The organism is Hymenobacter cheonanensis (genome assembly GCF_030581075.1).
Lineage (GTDB): Bacteria > Bacteroidota > Bacteroidia > Cytophagales > Hymenobacteraceae > Hymenobacter.
Genome location: NZ_JAUQSW010000002.1, coordinates 367,777 through 393,820 on the forward strand (window position 1 = coordinate 367,777; position 26,044 = coordinate 393,820).

Annotated in this window: 22 protein-coding genes; 11 read left to right on the top strand and 11 right to left on the bottom strand. The window is 63.3% G+C overall.

Annotated features, from left to right (window positions below; translation table 11 throughout):
- Nucleotides 1-47 precede the first annotated feature (47 nt).
- Nucleotides 48-1,397, top strand: a complete 1,350-nt coding sequence (locus Q5H89_RS05170; RefSeq protein WP_305018234.1) for a lysophospholipid acyltransferase family protein — start codon at nucleotides 48-50, stop codon at nucleotides 1,395-1,397.
- Nucleotides 1,398-1,421: 24 nt separating this feature from the next.
- Here the strand turns inward: Q5H89_RS05170 and Q5H89_RS05175 are convergent, their stop codons facing one another.
- Complete coding sequence (locus Q5H89_RS05175) at nucleotides 1,422-3,077, bottom strand: FAD-dependent oxidoreductase (RefSeq protein WP_305018235.1); 1,656 nt, start codon at nucleotides 3,075-3,077, stop codon at nucleotides 1,422-1,424.
- A gap of 6 nt (nucleotides 3,078-3,083) precedes the next feature.
- Nucleotides 3,084-4,481, bottom strand: a complete 1,398-nt coding sequence (locus tag Q5H89_RS05180) for a sensor histidine kinase (protein WP_305018236.1) — start codon at nucleotides 4,479-4,481, stop codon at nucleotides 3,084-3,086.
- A gap of 112 nt (nucleotides 4,482-4,593) precedes the next feature.
- On the opposite strand from Q5H89_RS05180, the gene Q5H89_RS05185 reads away from it, so the two are divergent.
- On the top strand, nucleotides 4,594-5,892 hold the full coding sequence (locus Q5H89_RS05185) for an McrB family protein (protein WP_305018237.1): 1,299 nt from the start codon (nucleotides 4,594-4,596) through the stop codon (nucleotides 5,890-5,892).
- On the top strand, nucleotides 5,893-6,924 hold the full coding sequence (locus Q5H89_RS05190; protein WP_305018238.1) for a 5-methylcytosine restriction system specificity protein McrC: 1,032 nt from the start codon (nucleotides 5,893-5,895) through the stop codon (nucleotides 6,922-6,924). It begins immediately after the preceding gene.
- Between the two features lie 115 nt (nucleotides 6,925-7,039).
- Here the strand turns inward: Q5H89_RS05190 and Q5H89_RS05195 are convergent, their stop codons facing one another.
- Complete coding sequence (locus Q5H89_RS05195; RefSeq protein ID WP_305018239.1) at nucleotides 7,040-7,303, bottom strand: hypothetical protein; 264 nt, start codon at nucleotides 7,301-7,303, stop codon at nucleotides 7,040-7,042.
- 146 nt (nucleotides 7,304-7,449) lie between these two features.
- Between Q5H89_RS05195 and Q5H89_RS05200 the strand changes: the two genes are divergently transcribed.
- From Q5H89_RS05200 to Q5H89_RS05225, 6 genes are all read left to right on the top strand, one after another.
- Nucleotides 7,450-8,046, top strand: coding sequence for an RNA polymerase sigma factor (locus Q5H89_RS05200; protein WP_369810638.1), 597 nt, complete (start codon nucleotides 7,450-7,452; stop codon nucleotides 8,044-8,046).
- Nucleotides 8,047-8,091: 45 nt separating this feature from the next.
- Nucleotides 8,092-9,249, top strand: a complete 1,158-nt coding sequence (locus Q5H89_RS05205) for a S1C family serine protease (protein WP_305018240.1) — start codon at nucleotides 8,092-8,094, stop codon at nucleotides 9,247-9,249.
- 125 nt (nucleotides 9,250-9,374) lie between these two features.
- Nucleotides 9,375-10,265, top strand: coding sequence for a hypothetical protein (locus Q5H89_RS05210; RefSeq protein WP_305018241.1), 891 nt, complete (start codon nucleotides 9,375-9,377; stop codon nucleotides 10,263-10,265).
- 119 nt (nucleotides 10,266-10,384) lie between these two features.
- The gene (locus Q5H89_RS05215; RefSeq protein WP_305018242.1) at nucleotides 10,385-12,112 is read left to right on the top strand and encodes a DUF1800 domain-containing protein; all 1,728 of its coding nucleotides are present in this window, start codon (nucleotides 10,385-10,387) and stop codon (nucleotides 12,110-12,112) included.
- A gap of 161 nt (nucleotides 12,113-12,273) precedes the next feature.
- On the top strand, nucleotides 12,274-13,851 hold the full coding sequence (locus Q5H89_RS05220) for a DUF1501 domain-containing protein (protein ID WP_305018243.1): 1,578 nt from the start codon (nucleotides 12,274-12,276) through the stop codon (nucleotides 13,849-13,851).
- Nucleotides 13,852-13,977: 126 nt separating this feature from the next.
- The gene (locus Q5H89_RS05225) at nucleotides 13,978-14,214 is read left to right on the top strand and encodes a hypothetical protein (protein ID WP_305018244.1); all 237 of its coding nucleotides are present in this window, start codon (nucleotides 13,978-13,980) and stop codon (nucleotides 14,212-14,214) included.
- An 80-nt stretch (nucleotides 14,215-14,294) separates the two neighbouring features.
- Here Q5H89_RS05225 and Q5H89_RS05230 read toward each other — a convergent pair whose 3' ends face one another.
- The gene (locus Q5H89_RS05230; protein WP_305018245.1) at nucleotides 14,295-15,224 is read right to left on the bottom strand and encodes a septal ring lytic transglycosylase RlpA family protein; all 930 of its coding nucleotides are present in this window, start codon (nucleotides 15,222-15,224) and stop codon (nucleotides 14,295-14,297) included.
- 409 nt (nucleotides 15,225-15,633) lie between these two features.
- On the opposite strand from Q5H89_RS05230, the gene Q5H89_RS05235 reads away from it, so the two are divergent.
- Nucleotides 15,634-16,548 carry a DUF72 domain-containing protein gene (locus tag Q5H89_RS05235; protein WP_305018246.1) on the top strand — a complete coding sequence of 305 codons (915 nt, stop codon included), beginning with the start codon at nucleotides 15,634-15,636 and terminating at the stop codon, nucleotides 16,546-16,548.
- A 37-nt stretch (nucleotides 16,549-16,585) separates the two neighbouring features.
- On the opposite strand, the gene Q5H89_RS05240 is transcribed toward Q5H89_RS05235, so the two are convergent.
- Nucleotides 16,586-17,272 (bottom strand): DUF1345 domain-containing protein, encoded by a 687-nt coding sequence (locus tag Q5H89_RS05240; RefSeq protein WP_305018247.1) that lies wholly within the window; start codon nucleotides 17,270-17,272, stop codon nucleotides 16,586-16,588.
- Between the two features lie 93 nt (nucleotides 17,273-17,365).
- Here Q5H89_RS05240 and Q5H89_RS05245 point away from each other — a divergent pair, with 93 nt between their 5' ends.
- Nucleotides 17,366-18,862 carry a nicotinate phosphoribosyltransferase gene (locus tag Q5H89_RS05245; protein WP_305018248.1) on the top strand — a complete coding sequence of 499 codons (1,497 nt, stop codon included), beginning with the start codon at nucleotides 17,366-17,368 and terminating at the stop codon, nucleotides 18,860-18,862.
- A 15-nt stretch (nucleotides 18,863-18,877) separates the two neighbouring features.
- On the opposite strand, the gene Q5H89_RS05250 is transcribed toward Q5H89_RS05245, so the two are convergent.
- From Q5H89_RS05250 to Q5H89_RS05275, 6 genes are all read right to left on the bottom strand, one after another.
- Nucleotides 18,878-19,456: a hypothetical protein gene (locus Q5H89_RS05250; RefSeq protein WP_305018249.1), complete on the bottom strand. Its 579-nt coding sequence runs from the start codon at nucleotides 19,454-19,456 to the stop codon at nucleotides 18,878-18,880.
- 33 nt (nucleotides 19,457-19,489) lie between these two features.
- On the bottom strand, nucleotides 19,490-20,587 hold the full coding sequence (locus Q5H89_RS05255; protein WP_305018250.1) for an AIR synthase-related protein: 1,098 nt from the start codon (nucleotides 20,585-20,587) through the stop codon (nucleotides 19,490-19,492).
- A gap of 515 nt (nucleotides 20,588-21,102) precedes the next feature.
- Nucleotides 21,103-22,599 carry an amidophosphoribosyltransferase gene (purF, locus tag Q5H89_RS05260; RefSeq protein WP_305018251.1) on the bottom strand — a complete coding sequence of 499 codons (1,497 nt, stop codon included), beginning with the start codon at nucleotides 22,597-22,599 and terminating at the stop codon, nucleotides 21,103-21,105.
- A 21-nt stretch (nucleotides 22,600-22,620) separates the two neighbouring features.
- Entirely contained in the window at nucleotides 22,621-23,241 is a 621-nt protein-coding gene (gene purN / locus Q5H89_RS05265; protein ID WP_305018252.1) for a phosphoribosylglycinamide formyltransferase, read from the bottom strand.
- Nucleotides 23,242-24,525, bottom strand: coding sequence for a phosphoribosylamine--glycine ligase (purD, locus tag Q5H89_RS05270; RefSeq protein WP_305018253.1), 1,284 nt, complete (start codon nucleotides 24,523-24,525; stop codon nucleotides 23,242-23,244).
- A 101-nt stretch (nucleotides 24,526-24,626) separates the two neighbouring features.
- A complete protein-coding gene (locus Q5H89_RS05275) occupies nucleotides 24,627-26,027 on the bottom strand; it encodes a phosphoribosylaminoimidazolesuccinocarboxamide synthase (protein ID WP_305018254.1) in 1,401 nt (466 codons plus the stop codon).
- Nucleotides 26,028-26,044 lie beyond the last annotated feature (17 nt).

A 26,044-nucleotide genomic window follows, 5' to 3' on the forward strand; every position in this document is an offset into this window, starting at 1 on the left:
GCCGGCTGCCAGTGCAGCCGGCCCTTTTTGCGTAAACTTGCTCGCCTATGCTCTTCTACACCGTTATGAAGCCCCTGGTGCGCGTGGGGCTGCGCGTGTTTTTTCGCCGCCTGGAGGTGCGCCATCGCGCGCGCCTGCGCCTGCCCGGGCCGCTCATGCTGTGCAGCAACCACCCCAACACGCTCATGGACCCGCTCGTAACGGCCGTGCAGCGCCACCAGCCCATCGCGTTTCTGGCCAAGAGCACGTTTTTCAAAAACCCCCTTCTTGGCGCTATCATGCGCTCGGGCAACTGCATTCCCATCTACCGGCGGCAAGATGCGGAGGGCGCCAATGCCCCTAGCGCGCAGCAGCTGGCGGCCAGCAACGAGGCCAGCTTTGGGCGCTGCTACGATTATCTGGAGCGCGGCGGCACGGTCATGATTTTTCCGGAAGGCACCAGCGTGAGCGAGCGCCGCCTGCGCCCACTCAAAACCGGGGCCGCCCGCATTGCGCTGGGCACCGAGGCCCGGCACGATTTCAAGCTGGGCCTCACGATAGTGTGCGTGGGCACCAACTACTTCGACCCCACGCGCTTCCGCTCCGATGTGCTGCTGAATGTGGCCCCGCCCATTGTGGTGGCCGACTACGCCGCCAGCTACCACCAAGACCCCGACGCTGCCGCCGACGAGCTGACCGAGGAAATCCGCAAGCGCCTCACGCGCCGCCTCGTCATCGGCCGGGCCGCCGAAGATGACCAGTTGGCCCAGCAGGTTGAGCGCACTTTTGGCGACCACCTCAACCCCGACGATGACCCCACCACGCTCTACGACAACTTCCAGCTCAGCCGCACCCTGCTCGATGCCGTGGCTTGGTTTGAGCAGCACGACGCCGGCCGGCTAGCCGCCCTGCGCGCGGCCCTCGGCACCTACCTGGCCAGCCTCGAAAAATACCGGCTCGATGACGATGCCCTCGACCAGGGCCAGCGCCCCGGCACCCGGCTGGCCGACTACCTGAATTTGATTCTTGGCTTTCCCATTTGGCTCTATGGTTTCATTACCAATTATTTACCTTATAAAATACCCGCCGAAGTAGCTTACCGCGCTACTAAGGATACCGAATTTATCGCCGCCATCATGTTTGGCGTGGGCATGGTCACCTTTCCGCTGGCCTACGCCGTGGAAGCCGCCGCCGTGCAGCACTGGCTCACGCACGACTGGCGGCTTACTGCCTTGTTTGTACTAAGCTTACCCCTGGCCGGCTTCTACGCGCTCGGCTACTGGCAAACGCTGCGCGCCCGCCTCCGGCGCCTGCGGGTGCGGCGGCTGCCGGCCGCCACGCTCGCCACCCTGCAGGGCAAGCGCGCTGCCGTGCTAGGCCTGCTCGATGAAGCCCGCGCCGCCTACCTGGCGAAGTAGTGCCAGGCAGGCGGCACGCTACGTTTACTCATCTAAGTACTGGTGAACGAACTTGATGGCCATGCTGCCCTCGCCCACGGCCGAGGCTACGCGGGCCATGGCGCCGGCCCGGCCATCGCCGGCCGCAAACATGCCGGGCACGCACGTTTCCAGCAGGTAGGGCTCGCGGTCTTTTTTCCAGGATGCCTTGTAGCGCGGGTCGCTCACCAGGTCGCGGCCGGTGAGCAGGTAGCCCTTGGGGTCGCAGAGGGCCAGGTGGCACACCCACTCGGTGCTGGGCTTGGCCCCGATGAAGATGAACAGCGCCCGCGCTGGCCGCTTTTCCGGCTCGTGGCCTTCCTGCTGAATCACCACGGCTTCGAGTGCCTGCTGGCCGCAGGCCTCGCGCACCTGGGTGCGGGGCAGAATCTCGATGTTGGGCGTCTGGGCAATCTGCTCGATAAGGTAAGCCGACATGCTGGCCGCCAGGCTCTCACCCCGAATGACGATAAAGACCCGCGAGGCGTAGGTAGACAGGTACATGGCCGCCTGCCCCGCCGAGTTGCCCCCGCCAATGATGTACACCGGCTGCGCGCTGCAGCTGCGCGCCTCGGTGCGGGCCGCCCCGTAGTACACGCCCGCCCCGCTGAGGCGGTCTAGCCCCGGCGCATTCAGCACGCGGTAGCTCACGCCGGTCGTGAGCACCACGGCCCGGGCTTTTATTTCCTTCTTATCGCTCAGCGTCAATACCTTATAGCCGTCCTGAATACACAGGCTGACTACTTCCTGCGGGGCCATAAACTCGGCGCCGAGGCGGGTGGCCTGGCTCCAGGCCCGGTGGGCCAGCTCGGCGCCGCTCACGCCGGTGGGGAAGCCCAGGTAGTTTTCGATGCGCGACGACGAGCCGGCCTGCCCACCGGGCGTCTGGCGCTCGATGATGAGCGTTTTCAACCCTTCGGAGGCGCCGTACACGGCAGCAGCCAGCCCGGCCGGGCCGGCCCCTATCACCACCACGTCGTACAATTCCTGCTGCGCATCAACCAGCAAGCCCAGGTGCCGGGCCAGGTCGAGCTTGTCGGGCTTGGCCACGGCCTTGCCGTCGGGGCAAATAACGACCGGCAGGTCTTCGGCCTTAAAGCCGTTGGCTTCGAGCAGCACCTTGGCTTCAGCATCTTTCTCATAATCAAGCCACTGGTAACCCACCATGTAGCCGCTCAAAAAATCCTTAAGCTCGTGCGAGAGCGGCGACCATTGAAAGCCAATCAGCCGCAGGCCCGCAAACGCCGGCCGATACTCGGCCTGCCAGCTGGCCAGCAAGTCGTGCAAAGTAGGGTAAAGCAGCTGCTCGGGCGGGTCCCAGGGCTTGAGCAGGTAGTAATCGAGCTGCGCCGAATTGATGGCCTTGATGGCGGCCGTGGTATCGGCGTAGGCGGTGAGCAGCACGCGCTTAGCTTCCGGAAACAACTCGCGGGCGCGGGTGAGCACCTCCACGCCCTCGACCTCGGGCATCCGCTGGTCGGCCAGCACGAGGGCTAGCGGCTCGGCACGGGCGCGCAGCTCGGTAAGCGTGGTCAGGGCCTCGGGGCCCGAGCCCACGCTCAGGATGCGGTAGCCCGCGCGAAACTCCTGGCGCAGGTCGCGGGTGATGGCCGCCAGCACCTGGGCATCGTCATCGACAGCGAGGATAATGGGTTTTTTCATAAAGAGTTAGCTAGCCACCGGCAACCACACCGAAAACTCGGTGCGGCCGGGCGTCGACCGGGCTTCGAGCCGGCCGCCGTGCTCCTGCACAATGCGCCGGGCAATGTCGAGGCCCAGGCCGCTGCCCTCGCCGGCCGGCTTGGTGGTGTAAAATGGCTCAAACATGTGCCCCAGCACCTCGGGCGTGATGCCGCTGCCGTTGTCAATAATACTGACGCACACGCCGCCCGGTTGCTTTACGGTTTGCACCGCCAAGGTACCACCGGCAGTGGGCAGCGCGTCGATGGCATTATCTATCAGGTTGGTCCACACCTGGTTGAGCTGGCCAGCCTCGGCCAGCACCGGCGGCACCCCGGGGGCGTAGGCGCGGGTGAGCTGCACATTTTTCTGGCGTAGCGCATAGTCAAACATATTGAGCGTGCTGTCGAGGCCCGCCGCTACATCGAGCGGCTCGCGGCCCCCGGCGCGGTCCATGTGCGAGTAGGCTTTCACATTGCCCACCAGGGTGCTGATGCGCTGGCTGGCCTCGTGGATGTCGCGGCTCAGCCGCACCACGGCCAGGTGGCCTTCGAGCCAGGCCAGGGCCGGCGGCCGGGCCGGGGCCGGCAGCGGCTCGACCAGGGGGGCTAGGGTGGCGGCGGTGTGGCCGGCATCGAGCAGGCTGGGCGCCAGCGCGTAGCCATCCTGGCAGCCCTGGGTTTCGAGCCAGTCGGCAAGCTCGTCTTCGGCATCGGCGCGGGCCAGGGCCGAGCGGAAGGGAGCCGCCGTTTCGGGCACCCCGGCGCTGAGCAGCGTGGCCACGGCCTCGGCGGGCGGGCAGGCCAGCAGCAGGTTTTTCAGTAAAACGGGCTTGTCTTTGAGCATTCCCCCTAGCGTGTCGGCGGCGCGGGCAATGGCCGCTGCGGGGTTATTAAGCTCGTGGGCCAGGCCGGCCGAGAGCTTACCCAGCGCCCGCAGCTTGTCGTCGCGCTCCTGGGCGCGCACCTCGTCGCGGGCACGGTCGCTCATGATGCCTACCAGGCGCTGCACCAGTTCGGGGCTCACTTGCTCCAGGGCCGGAAACTCGGTGCGCGGCAACAGGTACAACGTCGTCTCACCCACTGCCACTCCCTGGCCCTTAGAGGTTTGCAGCCGCGAGTACGGCAGTATGCCCGTCACGCGCCCCGCCTCGACCCGAAACACCGGCTCGTTGCGGCCATTGTCGGGGCGGTAGTATTGCAGGCCGCCGGCCACGATGGCAATCATGCGGCTAGCCGGCTCGCCAGGCTGCACCACGGTTTCGCCATCGGCATAGCGGCACAGCTCGCCGTGCTGGCTGAGCCAAGCCAGCACCTCGGCGGGCAGGTTTTGAAACGCCGTGATGCTACTGAGCGCGGCGGGGTCGGGAGGAAGTTGCTGAGCCATACAGCCAATAACAGCTAGTTGCCGGCTTGGTTGGTAGCCGGGCCCCGGGCGGCGCCTAAGTTACTCATCGGCAACCGGCACCACTCCTTGCCAGTACGTGTTCTTTTGCACCGTGACTACCGCTCTCACCTCCTCTCCGCCAGCCTCCCCCCTCACCCGCGAGCAAGTGCTGCGCGCCCTGCGCCTGGTGGAGCGCGAAGGCCGCCGCCTGCCCCCCAGCACCGTGTACGAGCTGCTGTACCGGGGCCGCCGCTACCCGCCGCGCGCCGTGGCCGAGCTGGCGTATCGCCTGGCGCAGTCCGACCCGCAGGCGCGCTGGCCCCACGGCGCCGGCCAGCCCACCAATGCCCTGCTCGAAGCCCTCGACTTCACCATCGTGGCCAAGCGCCCGGTGCTGGCCGCCGGCTCGGCCCAAGACCAGGGCCAGGCTGCCGAGCAGCAGGCCGAAGAATTGTATACCGGCTCCGAAGCGTCGCTGCTCAGCTCGGCCGCGCTGGCCGCCGAGCCCGGCGCCGCCTACGCCATCTCGCCCACTGCCTATACCAAAGCCGAGGCGTTAACCGAGCTGTTTATAGCTGCCAATGAGCTGGAAGCAGCCCTGGCCGGCCTGCGCCGCCGCCGGGCGCTACTGCTGCAAGGCCCACCCGGCACCGGCAAAACTTTTCTGGCCCGGCGCCTGGCCTGGCTGCTGCTAGGGGCGCAGGACGAGCGCCGCATCGAGCTTATTCAGTTTCACCCCAGCTACAGCTACGAAGATTTTATGCTCGGCTTCCGGCCCGGCGCCAAGGGCCAGTTTCAGCTGGTGCCGGGCGTGCTGCCGCTGCTGTGCCAACGCGCCGCCCAAGACCCTGGGCAGCCCTACTTCTTGCTGATTGACGAGCTGAACCGGGGCAACGTGGCGCGCATTTTTGGCGAATTACTGCTGCTGCTGGAACCCGACAAGCGCGGCCCCGCCCACGCCCTGCGCCTACCCTATGCGCCGCCCGGCGCGCCACGCTTTTTTGTGCCCGAAAACCTGTACGTCATCGGCACGCTCAACCTGGCCGACCGCTCGCTGGCCCCGCTCGACTACGCGCTGCGGCGGCGCTTCGCCTTCGTGGGCCTGGCGCCGCAGTTTGGCCCGCCGCTGCAGAAGCTGCTGAAGACCAGCCAGGTTCCGGCGTCGCTCATCGCGCTGCTCGCCGAGCGCATGGCGGCCCTCAACCACGTTATCGCGGCCGACCCCGAGCTAGGGCCCGACTTTGAAATTGGCCACAGCTATTTCTGCGTGCCGCCGGCCCCGCCGGCCGAGGCCAGGGCGTGGCTGCGCCTGGTTTTCGAGCAGGAAATCGGCCCGCTGCTAGCCGACTACTGGCGCGAGCAGCCCGATAAGGCCGCGGCCCAGCTACGGTTGCTAGTAGCTGATTTATAAATGATTCCGCTCGCCACGCTCTACTACCTGCTGTGCTACGCCTGGCAGCGCCTGCCCGAGCCGGCCGTGCTGCAAGCCACCGAGGCCGCGCCCTTCCACCGCCCGCTGGAGCTGCTGACCCAGATGCTACTGCACGCCGCCGGCCGGCTGCTCCGCACCGGGCTGCCGCTAGCCTTCCTAGCCCACGAGCAGGAAACCAATCAGCTACGCGGCCGCATCGAGCTAGCCCCCACGCTGGGCCGCGGCCTGCTGCCGCGGGGCCGGGCCGTGTGCAGCTTCGACGAGCTGAGCCCCAACCAGCCGCTGCACCAGCTGCTGGCCGGCACCCTGGCGGCGCTGGTGCCGCACCCCGGCCTGCCGCTGGCCCTGCGCCGCCAGGTAAGCCAGCTGCGCCGCCGGCTGCCGGCCAGCGTGCGGCCGCTGGCCCCGGCCGCGCCGGTTTTTGCCGCCTTGCGCCGCCAGCGGCTAGCCTCGGCCGAGGCTTTTTTGCTGCACATCTGCGAGTTGATTTACGAAACTTCGCTGCCTGCCCCGGCCGAGGGCAGCCGGGGCCGCTTCGCCGATTTTCGGCGCGATGAGCGGCTGATGGCCCGGCTTTTCGAGCAGGCCGTGCGCAATTTCTACCGCCGCGAGCAGCGCCAGTACCGCGTATTTACCGAAACTATTGCCTGGCAGGCTGAAGCTGCCCACGCGCCCGACCTGGCCCTGCTGCCCACCATGCTCACCGACACTACCTTGGAGAGCCCTAGCCGCAAAATCATCCTCGATACCAAGTACTACGCCGCCGCGCTGCGCCCGCGCTACGACCAGCAGCGGCTTATTGCGCCGCACCTCTACCAGCTCTACGCCTACCTCCAAAACCTGCGCCCGGCGCCCGGCCAGGCGCTCGAAGGCATCTTGCTCTACCCCGCCGCCACGGCCGCCGTGGATGTGCGCTACGCGCTGGGCGGCCACCCGGTGCGCATCGTCACGCTCGACCTGCACCAGCCCTGGCCCGGCATCGCGGCCAGCTTGCTAGGGCTGATTGATTGATTACAAGGCAGATGCCCGTAGGATAAGCGCCGTCAGCGGATGGCATAAAAAAGGCCCGCACATTGCTGTGCGGGCCTTTTTTGCAGAAACTACGCTGGGCCAGGCCCAGCCCTAATTACTTCTTAACTTCTTCAGTCGTGGTGGTGGTGGTGCCAGCGGCAGGAGCCATAGCGCCATCAGTGGTGGTAGCGCCAGCGGCCGGAGCAGCAGTAGCGTCAGCAGCCGGAGCGGTAGCCGTCGAGTCCGTGCTCGTGCTCATGGTCGAAGTCGACTCAGTGGTAGCAGGAGTGGTGGTGGTCGACTCGGTGGTCGATTTCGACTCGCACGAAGCCAGGCCAACAGCCAGGAACAGGGCAGATACTTTCAGCAGGTTGTTCATCTTGGGGTAAATTTGAAAAGGGATTAGCGAAAAAGCTGCCCTTAATGCCACCGCTACGGATAGGTAACCCGCCGGTTGCAAAAATTTTTAAAAGTTTTTTTCATGGGTTACTACTGCCCGTTAGCCGGCATTAAGCCCCGAAGCGAATGAACATGGATAGCACAACGGCGCTGGCAGCCGATGCCCAACTCATCAAAGCCATTCACGGTGGCGACGAGCGGGCCCTGAGCCAGCTCTACCGCCTGCACTGGCCGATGGTTTCGCACTTCGTGCTGCAAAACAGCGGCTCGGAGGACGATGCCCGCGACGTGTACCAGGAGGGCGTGATGGTGTTTTATGAAAAGGTACGCGAAGGCTCGCTGGAGCTGAGCTGCCAGATTAAAACCTACCTCTACGCCGTGTGCCGCCGCCTGTGGCTCAAGCGCTTGACTACCAAGAGCCGGCTGCACGGGGTGCGCCTGCTCGACGAGGAAGAGTACGGCCCCTACCTCAACACCGGGGCCGAGGATGACTTGCAGGAAGCCGAGGAGCGCGACCGGCGCTTTGCCACCATGAGCGAGGCGCTTACCCACCTGGGCGAGCCCTGCCGCTCGCTGCTCGAAGGCTTTTACCTGCTCGACAAATCGATGCTCGACCTCACGGCGGAGCACGGCTACACCAACGCCGACACCGCCAAAACCCAGAAATACAAGTGCTTAACGCGCCTGAAGAAGTTGTTTTTTGCCAGTTATAAAGAAGTTTAAGCTTAACCAGTCGGCCTGAGCCCCCGCCCCGCCCGACGCCCCGCCATGCAAACCGAAGCCGATTACTACGCCCTTTTTGAAGCTTACCAGCGCGGTGAGCTGGCGGCCGGCGCGCGGGCTAGCCTCGAAGCCCGGCTCAGCGCCGAGCCCCGGTTTCAGCAGCTCTATACGGAGTTTCTGGACCTCACGGGCACGCTGCACGCCTACGGCGAGCGCCGCCGCACCCGCCACACAATCAGCGCCCTGCACGAGGCCATGCTCGCCGCCGAAGCCACCCCGGTGGTTGAGACGGCCCCGGCCCTCACGCACACCGTGAACCCCATGCTGCGCATTTCGCGCACCGAGCGCCGGCTGCGCGAGTTCTGGAGCGGGCACCGCGCCACGGTGGGCGTGGCCGCCTCGGTGGCCGTGCTGGCCGTGTTTTGCACGCTGCTAGGGCTCGATTTGTGGCGCTCGGCCCGCACCCAGCCGTCGCTCTACGGCTACACGGTGCTGCGCCGCGAGCTTGATAAGCTCAAGCGTAACCAACGGGTACTCAACGCCAAGATTGATGGCAGTGTACCGACCACAGTTGACCCGGGCAAGTTTGGCGGTACGGGCTTCGCCCTCACGGCCGATGGCTACCTGGTAACCAGTGCCCACGTCATTCAAGGCGCTGATTCGCTGTTGATTGAGAGCCGCAACCACCAGCGCTACCACGCCGAAACGGTGTACTCCGACGTGAAGCACGACCTGGCCATTCTGCGCATTAAGGATGCCAAGTTCGCGGGTTTCGGCCGGCTGCCCTACACTTTTAAGGGCGGGCAGGCCGACCTCGGCGAGCGGGTGTACACGCTAGGGTACCCGCGCGAAGACGTGGTGTATGGCGAAGGCGCGCTGAGCGCCCGCTCGGGCTTTGGCGGCGACACGGCGTTTTACCAGGTAAGCATTCCGGTGAACCCCGGCAACTCGGGCGGGCCGCTGCTCGATGGCCAGGGCAACCTCATTGGGGTGCTCAGCGGCCGCCAGGACGATGTGCAGAGCGCAGCTTTCGCTACCAAGTCATCGTACCTGGTGCGCTTGGTCGATTCGCTTAAAAACAAGCAAACGACCCAGCCCTACCGCATGCCCCACGCCAACCAGCTGGCCGGCGCCGGCCGCGCCCAGCAGGTGAAGCGCCTGCAAGACTTCGTATTCGTGGTGAAGGTGTACGAGCAAGATTAACCTGCCTTCTGCAAAAAGCGTGAGAAGCCCCGCCGGTTGGCGGGGCTTTTTTGGGCCTTAGCCTGCCGCTGCCACGGGCCGAAAGCTGCGGCTAGCCCGGCAGTTTGCCCCGACCTTTGCCGGGCATGGGCAATTACCTCCTTTACCAAGCTTACGGCAGCCCCGACATTCTCAACGAGGCCTTGCTGAGTATTCTTTCCTACCTGCGGCAGCCGGCCGGGGCCACTGTGCTCGTATACACCGACAACCCGGCGCATTTTCGGGCGGTGCTGGGCGATGCGCCAGGCGTGGCCTACGTCTTTATCGAGCCGGCGCAGTGGCGGGCCTGGCGCGGCGAAATAGATTTTGTGCACCGGGTCAAAATCAAAGTATTGCAGCACGCGGCGGCGCACTACGCGGGCCAGCTGCTGTACGTGGATACCGATACCATTTTCACGCAGTCGCCGGCCGCCATCTTTGCCGCGCTAGCCCAGGGCGAGCGCTTTATGCACGTGGGCGAAGGCCGCCTCGGCGACGGCAACCCCCTGAACCGCAAGATAAACCGGGCCTTGCAGCAGGCCAGCGGCGGGCCAGCGCTGGTGGGCGGCACCATCGGCCCCGAAACGCACATGTATAATGCGGGCGTGCTGGGCCTGTGCAGCCCCACCGATGCGCCGCTACTGGTCGAGGTACTCGCCCTCACCGAGCAGCTGTACCGTCTCTACCCCAAGCACGTGATGGAGCAGCTGGCCTTCAGCGTGGTATGGGCGCGCTCGGGGCCGGTGCGCGCGGCCGCGCCGTGGGTGTACCACTACTGGAATTTAAAGGAAATCAGGCCGGTGCTGGGCCGGCTTTTCAGCCCCGCGCCCGGCCGCACCCTGGCCGACTGGCAGGCCCGCGCCGCCGGCCTCGACGTGCCCGCCCTAGCCGAGGGCAAGGCCCGGTTTCGGGCGCTGCCGGGGTGGCAGCGGGCGGTGCGGCGCTGGCTGGGGCGGGGCTGGCAGCTGCCGGCCGATTTGCTACTTTCCGGGGCCTAGCGGGTGCTGGCCAGCAAGGGGCCACAGCTCACAAAATTCCAAGTAAAATTTTGTCTTACAGGCATTAAACTTTGCTTAAAAAACGGCATCTTTACCAAGCACCTGCTTAGCTGCCGCCTATGAACCGCCGAGCGCTACTTCAACCCAAGGCTTTCTCACAACGAACAACGGCCACGGCGGCCGCCGTGCTGGCCCCTGCCAGCGGCCCCGGCGACCCACCCGAAAAAGTCAGCCCCTTCGCCAACAAAGTGCTGCCGACGCGCCTCAGCGCCACGGCCGCTACGCTGGCGCCCTATACCGGGCCCTGGGGCGCGGCGCAGGCGGCGCACCTGCTGCGGCGCAGCTTGTTTGGGCCCACGCGGGGCGAGATTCAGGCGGCGGCCGGCTCCTCGCTCGCGGCGGTGCTCGATGGGCTGCTGACCGGGCCGGCCACCCCTAGCCCACCCGTGAGCGTGAGCACGGCCGACACCACCGTGGCCATCGGCCAGACGTGGGTGAGCCAGGCCTTCGACCAAACGCTGGAGGGCGCGCGCCGCACCTCGCTGCGCGACTGGTGGCTGAGCCAGCAGCTAGGGCAGGGCGCATCGCTGAGCGAGAAGATGACGCTGTTCTGGCACAACCACTTCGTGGTGGAGTTTGGCGACATCAACAGCGCGCAGTATGGCTACGAGTACGTGCGGCTGCTGCGCCAATATGCGCTCGGCAATGTCAAGCAACTGGCTAAGGACATGACCATTAACCCGGCCATGCTACGCTACCTCAATGGCAATGCCAGCACGGCCAGCGCCCCCAACGAGAACTACGGCCGCGAGCTGCTGGAACTGTTTACGCTGGGCAAGGGGCCACTCATTGCGGCTGGCAACTACACCACCTATACCGAGGCCGACGTGCAGGCCGCCGCCAAGGTGCTCACTGGCTGGCGCGACGATGCCACCACCGTAAAGGGCTACTTCACGGCCAGCCGCCACGACACGAGCACCAAGCAGTTTTCGGCGGCCTTCGGCAACGCCAAGATTGCGCCCAACGGGGCTAGCGAATACCAGGATTTGCTGGACCTGATTTTCAAGCAGTCGGCCACGGCGGCGTTTCTGGTGCGCAAGCTTTACCGGTGGTTTGTGTACTATGTGATTGATGCCCAAGTGGAAAGCGACATCATTCAGCCGCTGGCCAGCCTGCTGGTAAGCAGCAACTATGAGGTGGCGCCGGTGCTGCGGGCGCTGCTGGGCTCGCAGCATTTTTTTGACACGGCCAATGTGGGCTGCCTCATTAAGAGTCCGCTCGATTTCACTATCGGAGCGTGCCGGCAGTTTGAGCTGGTTTTTCCGCCCGCCAGCAGCCCGGTGGCGCAGTACGGTATGTGGGACTACCTCTACTCGCTAGCCCTGGTGCAGCAGCAAACCCTCGGCGACCCGCCCAATGTGGCCGGCTGGGCGGCTTACTACCAAACGCCACAGTTCCACGAGCTGTGGATAAATGCCGTGACGCTGCCGCGCCGCAACCAAGCTACCGACCTTTTTCTGTCCACCACCGGCTATACGCGCAACGGCTTCACCATCAAGGCCGACCTCGTGGCCTGGGTGCAGGCGCTGCCCCCGGCCACAGCCCAGGACCCCAACCTCGTCATTGCCGAGTTTGCACAGCTCATGGTGCCGCTCGACCTCACGGCCAACCAGCTGGCGTTCCTCAAAAATGCCCTCATTCCTGGCCTGCCCGATTTTGAATGGACGGCCGAGTGGAACCAGTTTCAGGCCGCGCCCACCAATACGGCCAAGCGCAACGCGGTAGCTACCAAGCTTTCGGCCATGGCCAAGGCGCTGGCGGGGCTAGCCGAGTATCAGCTGAGCTAACTGATGCGGGATTGTCATTGCGAGGAGGCACGACGAAGCAATCTTTCCTTACCGTCGGGGCTGCCTCGCAATTCCTAAAAAACTACTGCTAGTTCATCGGTACACCCAGCAAGGAAAGATTGCTTCGTCGTGCCTCCTCGCAATGACCGTTTACTACATTTATGAAACGCCGCGCCTTTCTTCAGACTTCTGCCGCGGCCACTACGGGCGTGGCCCTGCTCAGTGGCTTTCCCATCGGGGCCTACGGCTACTCGCCCGAGCTGGCAGCGCTCACCAACGCCGCCACGGCTACCGATAAGGTATTGGTAATCGTGCAATTGCAGGGCGGCAACGACGGGCTGAACATGATAATTCCGGTGGACCAGTACGCCGCGCTGGCGGCGGCCCGGCCCAGCATCATGCTGCCCCAGAGCCAGGTGCTGCCGCTCACCACGGCCACCGGCATGCACCCGGCCATGGCCACGGCGCAGCAGTTGTTCAAGAATGGCCAGCTAGGGGTGGTGCAGAGCGTGGGCTATCCTAACCCGAATTTTTCGCACTTCCGGGCCACGGATATCTGGACTTCCGGCTCCAGCTCGGATGTGGTATGGACCACCGGCTGGGGTGGCCGCTACCTCGATGGCGAATTTCCGAATTACCCTACCGGCTACCCCAGCGCTGCCAACCCCGACCCGCTGGCCGTGAGCATTGGCTCGGTGGTGAGCAACTGCGTGCAGGGCCCGGTGGTGAATATGGGCATGGCCATTGCCAGTACCTCAAGCTTTTACCAGCTGCTGAGCGGCGGCGTGGATGCCGCGCCGGCCACCCAGGCCGGGCACGAACTCACGTTTATCCGGCAGGTGGTGAGCCAGACGCAGGTGTACACTACAGCCATTCAGACGGCGGCCGGCAAGGCCAAAAACCTGTCGCCCCTCTACCCCACCGCCGGCCAGAATGCCCTGGCCGACCAGCTCAAAATCGTGGCCCAGCTCGTGGCGGGCGGGCTGCAAACGCGTATTTACGTGTGCCAGCTCGGCGGCTTCGACCTGCACTCAGGCCAGGTGCCCACCACGGGCAGCACCACTACCGGCGCCCACGCCACGCTGCTGGGCAAGCTGGCCGACGGCATCAATGCCTTTCAGGACGACCTGCGGCGGCTAGGGGTGCAAGACCGGGTTATCGGAATTACGTTCTCGGAGTTTGGGCGGCGCATCAAGGCCAACTCGGGCTATGGCACCGACCACGGCGCGGCGGCCCCGCTGCTGGTATTTGGCTCGCAGGCCAACCCCTTGGTGCACGGTGCCAACCCCACCTTGCCCACCAATGCCGGCGTGAATGACAATGTAGCCATGCAGATTGACTTCCGCAGCGTATACACGAGCATTCTTAAAGACTGGTTTCTGGTGCCGCAAGCCACGCTCAATCAGCTCTTTGGGCAAGCCTTTCCCTACGTGCCGGTTATCAGGCAAACGGCCTTGGCCACCACGCCCGGCGCCGCGCCGGTGCCGGGCTTCAGCCTCTATCCCAACCCGGCCCGCGTGCAGGCTACGGCGCTGTTTGAGAGCCAGGGCGAGGCGGTGCAAGTCAGCATTTTCGACGGGCTGGGGCGCGAGGTAAGCCGGCCCGTCGATGGCCGCACGCTGGGCCACGGCGTGCAGCGCGTGCCGCTGCAGGTAGGCAGCCTGGCGCCCGGTGCCTACCACTGCGTGGTGCGCGAGGGCGGCCGCAGTAGCTCGCTGGTGCTGGTGGTGGCCGAGTAGCTGAGCACGCAGGCCGCCCGGAAGTAAGCTGCGCAGGAACGCTAGCCGCCCTTTTGCGTAGAAGCCTCCCGAAGGCTGGCTTGCTCGCCGGGCCACCTGCCAATTCACCCCCAATCTGCTTTTCTCATGGCTGACCAGCTGCAACAAATCGAAAAAATTCTTCCCGAAGACATCGCCCGCACCTTTGAGGCGGCCGTGAACGTGTTTCAGGGCAAAACCGAGCACATGGACGACCTGCTCAAAAATGGCGGCACCCTGCTGCGCAAGGCTTCTAAAAATTTCTCCTCTACGCAGCTCATCCTGAGCGTGGCCGCCGTGGCGGTGGTAGCCATCGTGGTTATTAAGCGCGCTTCGGAGGAATAAGCTCTTAAGCAGTATACACAAAAAGCGGCTTCTCTACCCAGAGAAGCCGCTTTTTGTGCATTGGCTGGGCTAGCCCAGCTTTATTTAAGCGGGCCGGCTACGGCCAGCGTAGCTGTTGCTTTTTCGGTGCTGGCAACCGTGGCGCCGGCTGGCAGCTGGCACACCAAGGCGGCCATGCCCCACAGCTGTAGGTTGCGGCGCACGGTTTCGGCAGCCAGCCAGCTGTCGAGCTGGCCTATCACTACGCGGCTGTGCGGGCGACCATCTACGGTGGTGGTCACGATTTCGGCCGGCAGCGACTGGTCGATGGTCAGAATGCGGGCGAGGGCCGCACGGGCACTCTGCGGCTCGGCATACGTGCCAGCCTGCACCAAAAAGCGCGGGGCGACCGAAGGCGAAGCCGCCGCATCAGTTGCCAGCGGGCCAGCGGGTGCAGGGCTAGCGGCCGGAGCTGCCGCCAGCGCCGGGGCGTTGAACTCTGGCAGCAGGTAGGCCGTGAACGGCGCGTGCGGATTGGGGTCGGCGGCTTGCAGCTGCTCCAGGTTGCTGGGCGTGTCGGTGAGGCCTAGCGGCGTGGTAGGCTCTACTATTTCGGCTACTACGGTGGCCGCCCCAGCTTCTACGAGGCCTAGCGGGCGGGCGGCTACCTCAGCCAGGTCAATGATACGCTCGTGGCGGAACGGGCCGCGGTCGGTGACGCGCACTACCACCGTCACGCCATTGTCAAGGTTGGTTACCCGCAGGCGGGTGCCGAAGGGCAGTGTTTTGTGCGCGCAGGTGTACTCGTGGCGATTAAACCGCTCGCCGCTCGTGGTTTTTTTGCCCTGGAAACGCTTGCCATACCACGAGGCGCGGCCCCGCAAAATGGTGGCGTATCCCTCGCGGGCTGCCGGAATAAAGGTGGGCAGCATCCGCGGAATGTGGATGCGGCGGCGTGCGTGCCGGCGGTGCAGCTTGTGCGCCCGGTTCGTGCGGGCCTCGGCCGGCAGTACTAGCCCGGTTCCCAGCACAAGCCAGCAAAGGCATTGAATGAGAAAAGCGGAAGGTAAATAATTTATTCGCGTAAGCGGCATGCGCTTGATAGGATGGTGAACTAACCGAATGTAGGGCCAGCTTTTTTAAAACAACCACCTTGGCAATACTAAGCTGCTTAACCTCACCCAATAATTGCACTTTGCTTATAAATCTTGTATTTAAGACGTGTGCTGCTAGGGCGAGAAAGGCGCAATTGTGTTTAGTTAAGGCGCATTATCGTTAGTTTTTGCACTTTTACAATACATCTAGTGAAATGCGATTATCCGGCGCGTGTAAAATTTTGGCTTAAAGCTTTAGTTTAAGCCTGCGGGCCTGTTGCCAGATTGCTAAATTGGTTGTAAGTTCCCGCGCCCGCGATTCCGTAAAAGCCCGTACCTTCGCCGCATGGATTTTGGCCGCCTGCCCGACCTGCGCTACGTTGATTTTCGCCTGTCCCCCGACCACCCCGACACCGCCCAGGTACTAGGCCGGGCCGGGCAGCCAGCCCCGGCGGCGCCCAGCCTGTACGTGGGTTGCCCCATCTGGACGAATAAGGAGTGGCTAGGCTCTTACTTTCCGCTGGGCGCCAAGGAGCCCGATTTTCTGAAGTACTATGCCCAGCAGTTCAACTCTATTGAGCTGAATACCACGCACTACCGCATTCCCGACGCGCCCACTGTGCGGCGCTGGCGCGAGCTGGTGGGGCCCGGCTTCAAGTTTTGCCCCAAGCTGCCGCGCAGCATCAGCCACGAGCGGGAGCTGTACAATACCGATGCACTCACGCTCAGCTTTACGCGCGCCGTGCAGGAGCTGGGCGATAACCTGGGCACCTGCTTTTTGCAGCTGCCGCCGCATTTTGGCCCCGAGCTGCTGCCGCGCCTGGAGCGCTTCCTGCTCGACTGGCCCGCCGCGGTGCCCCTGGCTGTGGAGCTGCGCCACCCGCGCTGGTTTTCGGACAAGGCGTTAGCCGACAGCGTTTTTGCCACGCTCGAAGCCCTCAACAAAACGCTCGTTATCACGGATGTGGCGGGCCGGCGCGATGTGCTGGCCCAGCGCCTCACCACGCCCACGGCCCTTTTGCGCCTGAATGGCCACGGCCTGATACCCAGCGACTACGCCCGCGCCGACGCCTGGGCCGAGCGCCTGGCCGCGTGGTACGCGCAGGGCTTGCAAACGGCGTATGTCTTTATTCATCAGAAGGATGTGCGCCACGCGCCCATTTGGGCGCAGCACTTTCTGGCCCGCATGCGCGAGCTTACGGGTATTGTGGTGCCGCCGCCCCGGCTTATTCCGCAGCAGGTGCAGGGCAGCCTGTTTTAAGGCGGTGAGTAGTTGTCACTTACTCACTGTTCATTAGTTAAAGTATGCCTGCTACGCCGTTGATAACCAGCGCTACCAGGGCCGTATTAAAGAAGAAAGAGAGAAGGCCGTGTAGCAGGGCTAGCCGGCGCAGGGGCCGGCCGCTGATGCTAACATCGGCCGTTTGGGCGGTCATGCCCACTACGAAGGCAAAGTAGGCGATGTCGAGGTAGTTAGGCTCTTTTTCGCCGCCCGGAAATTCGAGGCCGCCCATGTCGGAACCGTCGGGGTTAGCATCGTAGTACTGGTGGGCGTAGCGCAGCGTGAATACCGTGTGCACCAGCAGCCAGGAGGCTAGCACGGCCACGCCGCTGAGCGCAATGTGGCGGGCCAGCACCGCCGGCGGCAGGCCGTGGCTGGTGCCCAGCAGCACTACTACGGCCAGTAGGCTAGCTGCCGCCGCCACCAGCACAAATAGGAAACTCAACAAGCGGCTCAGGTCTTCGGAAGACGCCACGGCCCGGATGCGGTCGGCATCGGCGGTGTAAATACCGGCCCAGATAAGCGAGAGCGAGGTAATACTAAAAGCATCCCAACCGATAATAAGCCGAACCAGCACGTGGTAGTGCGCGGGGCTGAGCGCCCAGGCGGCCACGCCTATTAACAGCCCCGCCAACAAGCGCAGGGTGGCTGGCATATGGGCTAGCGGGTACCACCACGCCAGCGAAGCAACAGAATCTTTCACGCCCCCAAGGTAGCACTCCGCCCCGGCGTTGCGCATGAATGCGCGAATACGGGTAGCTGCGCCGGTTCAGCTTTTGCTGCTTTGCTTTGCCCCATGAACAGCGCCCCCCTCTCCGGCCTCTACCAGCCCTCGCTGGCTTTGCTCACCGACCTCTACCAGCTCACCATGGCCTATGGCTATTGGAAGCAGGGCCTGCATGAGCGCGAGGCCGTATTTCACCTCTATTTCCGCAAGGCGCCTTTTAATGGGGGCTACGCGGTGGCGGCAGGGCTAGCGCTGGCCGTGGATTATCTGGAAACGCTACGCTTTTCGGACGATGATATTACGTACCTGGCTAGCCTGCAAGGCAGCAAGGGCAGCCGGCTTTTCCCCGATGAGTTTCTGGCTTACCTGAAAGACTTGAAGTTCACTTGCGACGTGGATGCCGTGGCCGAGGGCACGGTAGTATTTGGCAATGAGCCACTAGTGCGCGTGCAGGGCCCACTGCTGCAAGCCCAGCTGGTGGAAACGGCGCTGCTCACGCTCGTTAATTTCCAAACTCTTATTGCCACCAAGGCCGCCCGCGTGCGCGACGCCGCCGGCCCCGATGATGCCGTGCTGGAGTTTGGCCTGCGCCGCGCCCAGGGGCCCGATGGCGGCCTGGGGGCTAGCAGAGCGGCCTACCTCGGCGGGGCCGATGCCACCAGCAATGTGCTGGCCGGCCAGCGCTACGGCATTCCGGTGCGCGGCACCCACGCCCACAGCTGGGTCATGACGTTTGAGAATGAAGCAGATGCCTTCCGCGCCTACGCCGACGCCTTCCCCGACGACTCGGTATTCCTGGTCGATACCTACGACACGCTCGACGGCGTGCGCCACGCCATCGAAGTAGCCCTCGAAATGCGGCAAAACGGCCACGAGTTAGGCGGCATCCGCCTCGACTCGGGCGACCTGGCCTACCTCTCCAAAGAAGCCCGCAAGCTGCTCGACGCGGCGGGCCTGGAAAAAGTCCGCATCGTGGCCAGCAACGACTTAGAGGAAAATCTCATCACCAGCCTCAAGCAGCAGGGCGCCCGCATCGATACCTGGGGCGTGGGCACCCAACTCGTGACGGCCTACAACCAGGCGGCCCTCGGGGGCGTGTACAAGCTCGCCGCCCTGCGCACCGCCGACGGCCAGGGCTGGGACTTCACCATCAAGCTCTCCGAGCAGCAGGCCAAAACCAGCATCCCCGGCATCTTGCAGGTGCGCCGCTACCTGGGCGAGGCCAGCCAGCCCCGCGCCGACATGATTTACAACGTGGCCGCCGCCCAGCCGCTGCCCGCCGCGCCCATCCTCCTCGACCCCGCCGATGCCACGCGCCGCCGCCCCGTGCGCCCCGGCGCGCCCTACGTGGACCTGCTAGCCTCCGTGCTGCACCAGGGCCGCCTCGTGCAGCCCCTGCCCACCCTGGCCGAGAGCCGCGCCCACGCCCGCCAGCAGGTGGCTAGCCTCGACGCCAGCATCCGCCGCTACCTCAACCCGCACGTGTACCCGGTGGGCCTAGAGCAGGGGCTGCACGAGTTCCGCACGCAGTTGATGCTGGCGAAGCGGCCGGTGCGGCCGGCGTAAGGGGCAGAGGGGATTCTAGCCATGGTAACGCCAATCTATGCGGCTAACATTTTGAGGATTAAAGCCTGGTCTATAAATAGAATTCTTCCTTTTACTATCGATAAGTTGAATAAAGTTTGGGTCGCGTTTTTCTCTGAATATGTTGAATCTAGCAGTAGTAGGCGTGAATAGCTCTGCATTGCTAAGATGCATTTGGAAATGAATGAAATCCGGTTCTGTCGGCTCACCCCCGAAACCTTCATACCATACATATGACACTATTTTCCCCTTATGCTTAAAAATAAAGAGATTATCAGGATTGGCATCATACCAACCTGAAGTCTCTCCCTTATTCCAAGAAACCCCTATTGCTTGAGAAATAAAATCTTCACTATTATCACCGCTAAAAACATATAAAGTATCCCATTGAAAAGTAGTCAGCCTCACCATATCGATGGTGAGGCTGTCTGATAGCGGCTTGTTCTTTATTACGCCGATACTTTTAGTTATCGTCTTACGTAGGGCTTTGTCTTCGGGAATTTGAACTCCACCAAATACACTGATGAAGAGTAAGACTATAGTGAGAACTCCTATAGCTCCAAAAAACAGCGACAAGCAACCCCTCATCACAATCGTTTAAAGTAAATATTAGGTATACTTCAACTCCCCCGCCGCTACGCGCAGCGTCACGCCAGCCTCGGTGGTGAGGTAGCCGGCTAGCTGGGCCTGGTAGCCGCTTTGGGCGAGCTGCTGCACGGTGGCTTCGGCGGCTTCGGGGGCTACTACGAGCAGCATGCCGTTGCCCATGTTCCAGTAGAGGTAGGCGGTTTCGGGGCTGATGCCGCCGATTTCGCAGAGGCGCTGCATGGCGGGCAGGGGCGCGAAGAGGTTGTCGAGCACCGCGCCGAGGCCGTTTTTGAGCACGCGCTTGAAGTTGTCGGCCACGCCGCCGCCCGTGATGTGGGCCGCGCCGCGCAGGGGCAGGCCGGCGTCGAGCACCGCCGTGAGGGCGGGCGCGTAGATGAGCGAGGGCGCGAGCAGGGCCTCGCCCCAGGTGGCGTACTGGTCGGCGTCGGTGCCGTCGTAGGCCTGGCGGTGCCAGTTGTCGCCGAAGAGGCGCTGCAAGGTCTTGCGAGCCAGCGAGTAGCCGTTGGAGCGGAACGAGGGCGAGCGCAGGGCCACCACCGCATCGCCGGCCTGGGCCGTGGCCCCGCTCAGGGGCTGGTCGAGGCTAGGGTGCAGCACACCGATGGCCGTAGAGCACCAGTTGAAGTTCATGCGGGCGCCGGGGAAGCCGCCGATGCGGTTGCCCAGCTCGGCAATCTCGCCGCCCGTGATGGCAATTTTCGAGAACTGGCAGGCGTCGTGCAGGCCGCGCATCATCTCGTCCACCACGTCGTAGTCGAGGGTGTTCACGTCGATGATGTTCGAGAGGTTGGTGGGCACGAAGCCGGCGGCGATGAGGTCGTCGGCGGTCATAGCCACCAGGTCATACCCTAGCGTATCGTACTTATCGAGGCGCTCGCCCAACTCGATTTTGGTCCCGATACCATCCGAGCTGATACCCAGGCGCTCCTGGCCGAAGCGGATTTCGTTGCTGAAGCCGCCGTCGAGGTCGCGGGCGGGCTCGCCGGGCAGGCCCGCGCGGGTAGCGAAGGTTTTTTTCGACCAGTTGTAGGCATTTTTCGAGGCGGCGTTGCCGAGGTCGATGGAGTAGCCGGCGTCGGGGGTTTGGGCGTTGTTCATGCGGTGGACCCCACCCCCGGCCCCCTCCCTTCGGGAGAGGGGAACCACGGCGGCATGGGTATAAATGAGGTTATTGACAATAAAAAGCGTCTTCTTAGGGCTTGTCGCTTGGGACATATGGGCTAATTGGCAGCCGACGCGGGACTCTACGCCGAGGAATAAAGCCACTTATGTTGCCCCAGCCATTTCTGCTCTTGTACTGCGTTTTTATGTATGGCCTAGCACCGTCGCTAGGGTGAAAATGCGTGTTCAGATACGTCTGGTCATCTTCCGATACTTCTCGAACTGTGCCATCATCTTCTACATACACATACTCGAATCCTGTCTCCTTTTTTCGGAGCGGAATGAAGTATCTCAAGTAAAAATAGCTGAATACTATCGTCAGGCTAATGAACAGTGAGATAACCAGAGCTGCCCAGAAACCTAGTCGCTTTTGAATTTCCATCAAAAGCCCGAACTCCATCAGTAGTATCCCGAGAGCAAGATAGCCGTTCATGAAGTCTACTATTAAGTATTTAGTGCTCGGTCGGCGCGGGCGCCTTAGCGCTCACCGAGGCCGTGTTTTTGGGGCCGCGGTGGCTCAGGCGCTCCTCCTGCACGTGGCGCAGGTAGTGGGTCACGTCGCCGGTCGGGTACTGGCCGGTGAAGCAGGCGAAGCACGAGCCGCCGTGGCCGCGCTCCTCGGCAAAAAGGTCCTGCAAGTCGCTCAAATCCTGATAAATAACTTTATCAGCCTCGATATAGCGGCATATTTCGTCCTCCGTGTAGTTGGCCGCAATCAGCTCGGTGCTCATGGCCATGTCGATGCCGTAGATGCAGGGCGACACCAGCGGCGGCGCGCTCGAAATGAAGTACACCTCGCTAGCCCCCGCCTCGCGCAGCAGCCGCACGATGCGGCGCGACGTGGTGCCGCGCACGATGCTGTCGTCTACCACGGCCACCTTTTTGCCCTCCACAAAGGCCCGGATGGGGTTCAGCTTTTTCTTCACCACGTCTTCGCGGCCTGCCTGGGTAGGCACGATGAACGAGCGGCCCATGTGGTTGTTTTTGACCAGCGCCCGGCGGTAGGGCACGCCGATGGCCTCGGCTAGCCCCGAGGCTGAGAAGTAGCCCGAAGAGGGCACGTCAATCACCATATCGGGCTTGAGGCCGGCATCGACCACCTTGCGGGCGATGATTTTGCCGAGGCGCACGCGCTCGCGGGCCACCAGGCGGCCGTGGATGGTCGAGTCTTCGCGGGCGAAGTAAATCTGCTCGAATACGCAGAAGGCCTTCGGCAGCTCGTTCTGGTTTTTGTAGTGAACCTTGAAATCGTTGTCGATAAACACGGCCTGGCCGGGGCCGACGTTCTCCACAAACTCAAAATCGAGGTAGTCAAAGCAGGTGCTTTCGGACGCGAAGGCGTACACGGGGCCATCGGGCGTGTCACGGCGGCCCATCACTAGCGGGCGGATGCCTAGCGGGTCGGTGAAGGCCAGCAGGCCGTGCCCGGCAATGATGGTAACGGTGGCATAGGCGCCCTTCACCAACTCCTGGGTCGTCTCCACGGCGTCGAAGATATCGACTACCGAGAGCCGGTCCAGGTCCTTCACGCGCAGCTCCGACGCGAAGGTGTACATGATGAGTTCCAGGTCGTTGGTCGTTTTGGGCAGCACGTGGTACTTCTCGTGCAGCAGCCTGGCCACGTCGCGGAAGTTGATGACGTTGCCGTTGTGCACCATGGCTAGCCCGAAGGGGTAGCTCGTGGTAAACGGCTGCGCCAGGTCCGAATCGTTGGCGCCCTGCGTGGTGTAGCGCACGTGCCCGATGCCGGTGTTGCCGGTGAGCTTTTTAGTGTGCTTGGGCTTAAAAACGTCATTGACCAAGCCTTGCCCCTTGTGCAGGTGAAAGGCGTCGCCGTCGAACGTGGCAATGCCGGCGGCATCCTGCCCCCGGTGCTGAAGGGCGGTGAGGCCGATAATCATATCGCCCACCACGCGCTCGGGGCCGTGAAAACCTACGATGCCACACATAATTTAAGTAGGAGTTAAGAATTATGAATTAGGAGTTGGGGAAGGTGCGGGGGCAGCAGCTTCCGTAAGGAGGTTCGCCAGCGTCTGCGCATACAACACATGCTCCACCGCCAGGCCCCGGCGCTGCACCTCGGCCAGCGTAGCGGCTCCTTCCAAATTTACAACCTGCTGCGCCAGAATTGGCCCCGTATCAAGCCCTTCGTCAACCAAATGGACGGTAATTTTGGTTGCGGGCAAGCGGTTGTCAAACGCCCATTCGTAGGCGTGCAGGCCCTGGTGCTGGTGCGTATCGGCGGGGTGAATATTGATAATGCGGCCCGCAAACGCCCGCACGAAGGCCGGCGAAAGCACGCGCATGTAGCCCGCCAGCACCACATAATCGGGCCGGTATTGCCGCAATATATCAGCCACTTCCAGGTCAAAGCTTTCGCGCTTGCGGCCTTTGGAGAGGAGGCTAACCGTGGGCAAGCCCAGCGCGGCCGCTGCTTCTAAGCCGGGCGCGGCCGGGTCGTTGCTAAATACCACGGCTACTTCGGCCAGCCCGTGCAATACGCCGGCGCGCACCGCCTCGGCCAGCGCCAGCATGTTGGAGCCGCGGCCGGAGAGCAGGATAGCGAGGCGGGCAAGACGTTGGTGGGTCATTTAGTAAGCGCTCATTTCGAGCTGCGGGGCGGGGCGCTGGCCGATGTCAGCGCGCACGTACTTATCCTGAAAATAAACCAGTTCGACCTCAGCGTAGGCTAGCTGAATGGCAGTGGGCAGGTCGGGCCCGTGCGACACGAGCACGGCCACCCGGCCGCCGTTGGTGAGCAGCTCGCCGGGCTGTTCGCCCGCTTTCACACCACCTACAAATACTTGGGTACCTTCTCCTTGATTACCAATGCCGTGGATGGGAAACCCCGTCGGAAACTGCGCCGCCGGGTAGCCACCCGAGGCCAGCACCAAACCCACAAACGCGCCGGGGCGCTGGCGCACCACGGTTTGGGCCAGGTTGCCGTCGAGCGTCGCCTCTATTAGTTCGAGCAAACTCGTTTCGAGGGCCGGCAGGATAACCTCGGCCTCGGGGTCGCCGAGGCGCACGTTGTATTCGAGCAGTTTGGGGCCGCCAGGCGTCAGCATCACCCCAAAGTAGAGAAAGCCTACGAAGTCGAACGGCTCGGCCTGCAAGCCGCGCAGTGTGGGGTCGATGATATCTTTGCGAATGGCCGCCAGCCAGTTATCATCCAGAAAAGGCACCGGGCAGTAGGCGCCCATGCCGCCCGTGTTGGGGCCTTCATCGCCAGCCAGCAGCTGCTTGTGGTCCTGGGCCGGGGCTAGCAGGCGGATGCGGTTACCATCCGTCAGGCCGATGAGGCTGACCTCCGGGCCGGTCAGCTTCTCTTCGAGCAACACCGAAAACCAGCCTTCGTGCAGCTCGCGCAGTTCGGCTAGGGCGGCCGTGGCTTCGGCCACCGAGCTGCACACGTACACGCCTTTGCCAGCAGCCAGGCCGTCGTACTTTACTACTACGTGGCCGGCCAGCTCTTCTACCTTGGCCTGGGCCTCGGCCAGGCGGTCGCTGCGGTAGCTCCAGGCGCGGGCCGTGGCCACGCCGTGGCGGCGCATGAAGTCCTTGCTCCACACCTTCGAGCTTTCCAGCGTAGCTGCCTGCCGGCGTGGGCCAAACACGCGGATGTCGGTATTCAGAAAGAAATCGGCCACACCGGCGGCTAGGGGTGCTTCGGGGCCCACCACAATCAGCTTAACGGCGTGCTCAGTGCAGAAATCCCGGATAGCCGGAAAATCGGTGGCGCTGATACTAGCCACGCTGCCGGGGATGCCTGCATTGCCGGGCAGCACATGCACGGTAGCGCCATCCTGGCGGAGCTTGGTAGCCAGGGCGTGCTCACGGGCACCGGAGCCAAGGAGGACGAGAGGTTTTGACATGGAATAGCGCGAGGTTTTGCGAAGGATAACGCGAAGACTCACAACGTCAGGCAGTTCGGCTTTACCAGCCCTCCTCACTTCGCGAGACTTCGCGTTAAAAATTAAAGCGCCTTTAATTCAGCGTCCGCCGCCCGCAGCTTGGCTTTAGTCTGGGCAATTTCGTGGCGCAGACGCTCGCGCAAGCGCGGCGTGTTGAGGGCGCGCAACGCGGCTTGGGCAGCATTGTCGGGGCGAACTACCGTCAGGTTAGGCGTGCCGCTGGGCATGATAACCGACGAGTTCAGGTTCATGGCCAGCTCGGCGTAGTCCTTCCACGGCGGGCACGAGATAACGGGCACGTTCACGTTGGCAGCCAGAGCCCCCCCTAGCCCGTTCGAGAGGCCAGCCACGGCGATAATCACGCCGGGCTCAATCGAGCGGTTCCAGACTTCGGCCATCGGGCCGATTTCCTCACCGTTTTTGTGGGCCGAGGTCACGCGCAGCTGCGTGAACACTTCGTAGCCATCGAAGAACGAGCGGATTTTTTGGCAGTGCTCTTTGTCGGCGGGCGAGCCCATCACGATGTTCACCCAGGCGTCCTTCATCAGGCCGGCTTTTACCAGGTTGCTAACCAAACGGTTGGCTACGTTGCCGCCAGTGGCGGTTTCGTCGGCCGTGGGCAGGGGCTTGCCCACAATGCGCTGGTAGATGTCGAGGTAGCGGTTAGTGGCTTCCTGAGCTACTTCAGGGGTGAGGGCGCGGGGGTACTTACCGTCTACCTTATTGGCAATCAGCCACTGGCGCACGTACTCCTTGTCCATCTGCTCGGCGCCCTCAGGGTTTTGGGCGTAGTCGGCAGCGCTCCAGAAGCGCGACGAGTCGGGCGTGTGGATTTCGTCAATCAGAATCAGCTCGCCGTTCAGCAGGCCAAACTCATACTTGGTATCTACCAGGATGATGCCCTGCGAGGCCAGTAAATCGGAGCCTACTTTGAACAGCTCCAGCGCCTTCTCGGCCATTTTATCATAAAGCTCGCGGCTTACCCAACCCTCACTCACGAGGTTGTCGGGGGTGATTTCGCGGTCCGACTCCTCCTTGGTGGTCGGCGTCACGATGGGGGTAGGGAACTGCTGGTGCTTGGTCAGCCCGTCGGGCACGGTCACGCCCGAGAACGTGCGCTGGCCTTTCTGGTAGCCGCGCAGCATCGAGCCGGTGATGTAGTTGCGCACAATCATCTCCACCTTAATGGGTTGCGCCTCCTTCACCAGCATGGCATTGGCGTCAATCATCGCCTTCACGTGGTTGGGGATGATGTGGGCCGTTTTCTCAAACCAGAAGTTGGCTAGGCCATTAAGCACCGCGCCTTTGTGGGGCACGGCCGTGTCGAGCACCGAGTCGAAGGCCGAGAGGCGGTCGGTAACGACGATGAGGCGCGTCTGGTCGTCGATGCGGTAGCTATCGCGAACTTTGCCGCGGTGCAGGAGCTGGAGCTGGGGGGTAGCGAAATGCGGGAGGGTGTTCATAACGGGCAGCCCCACCC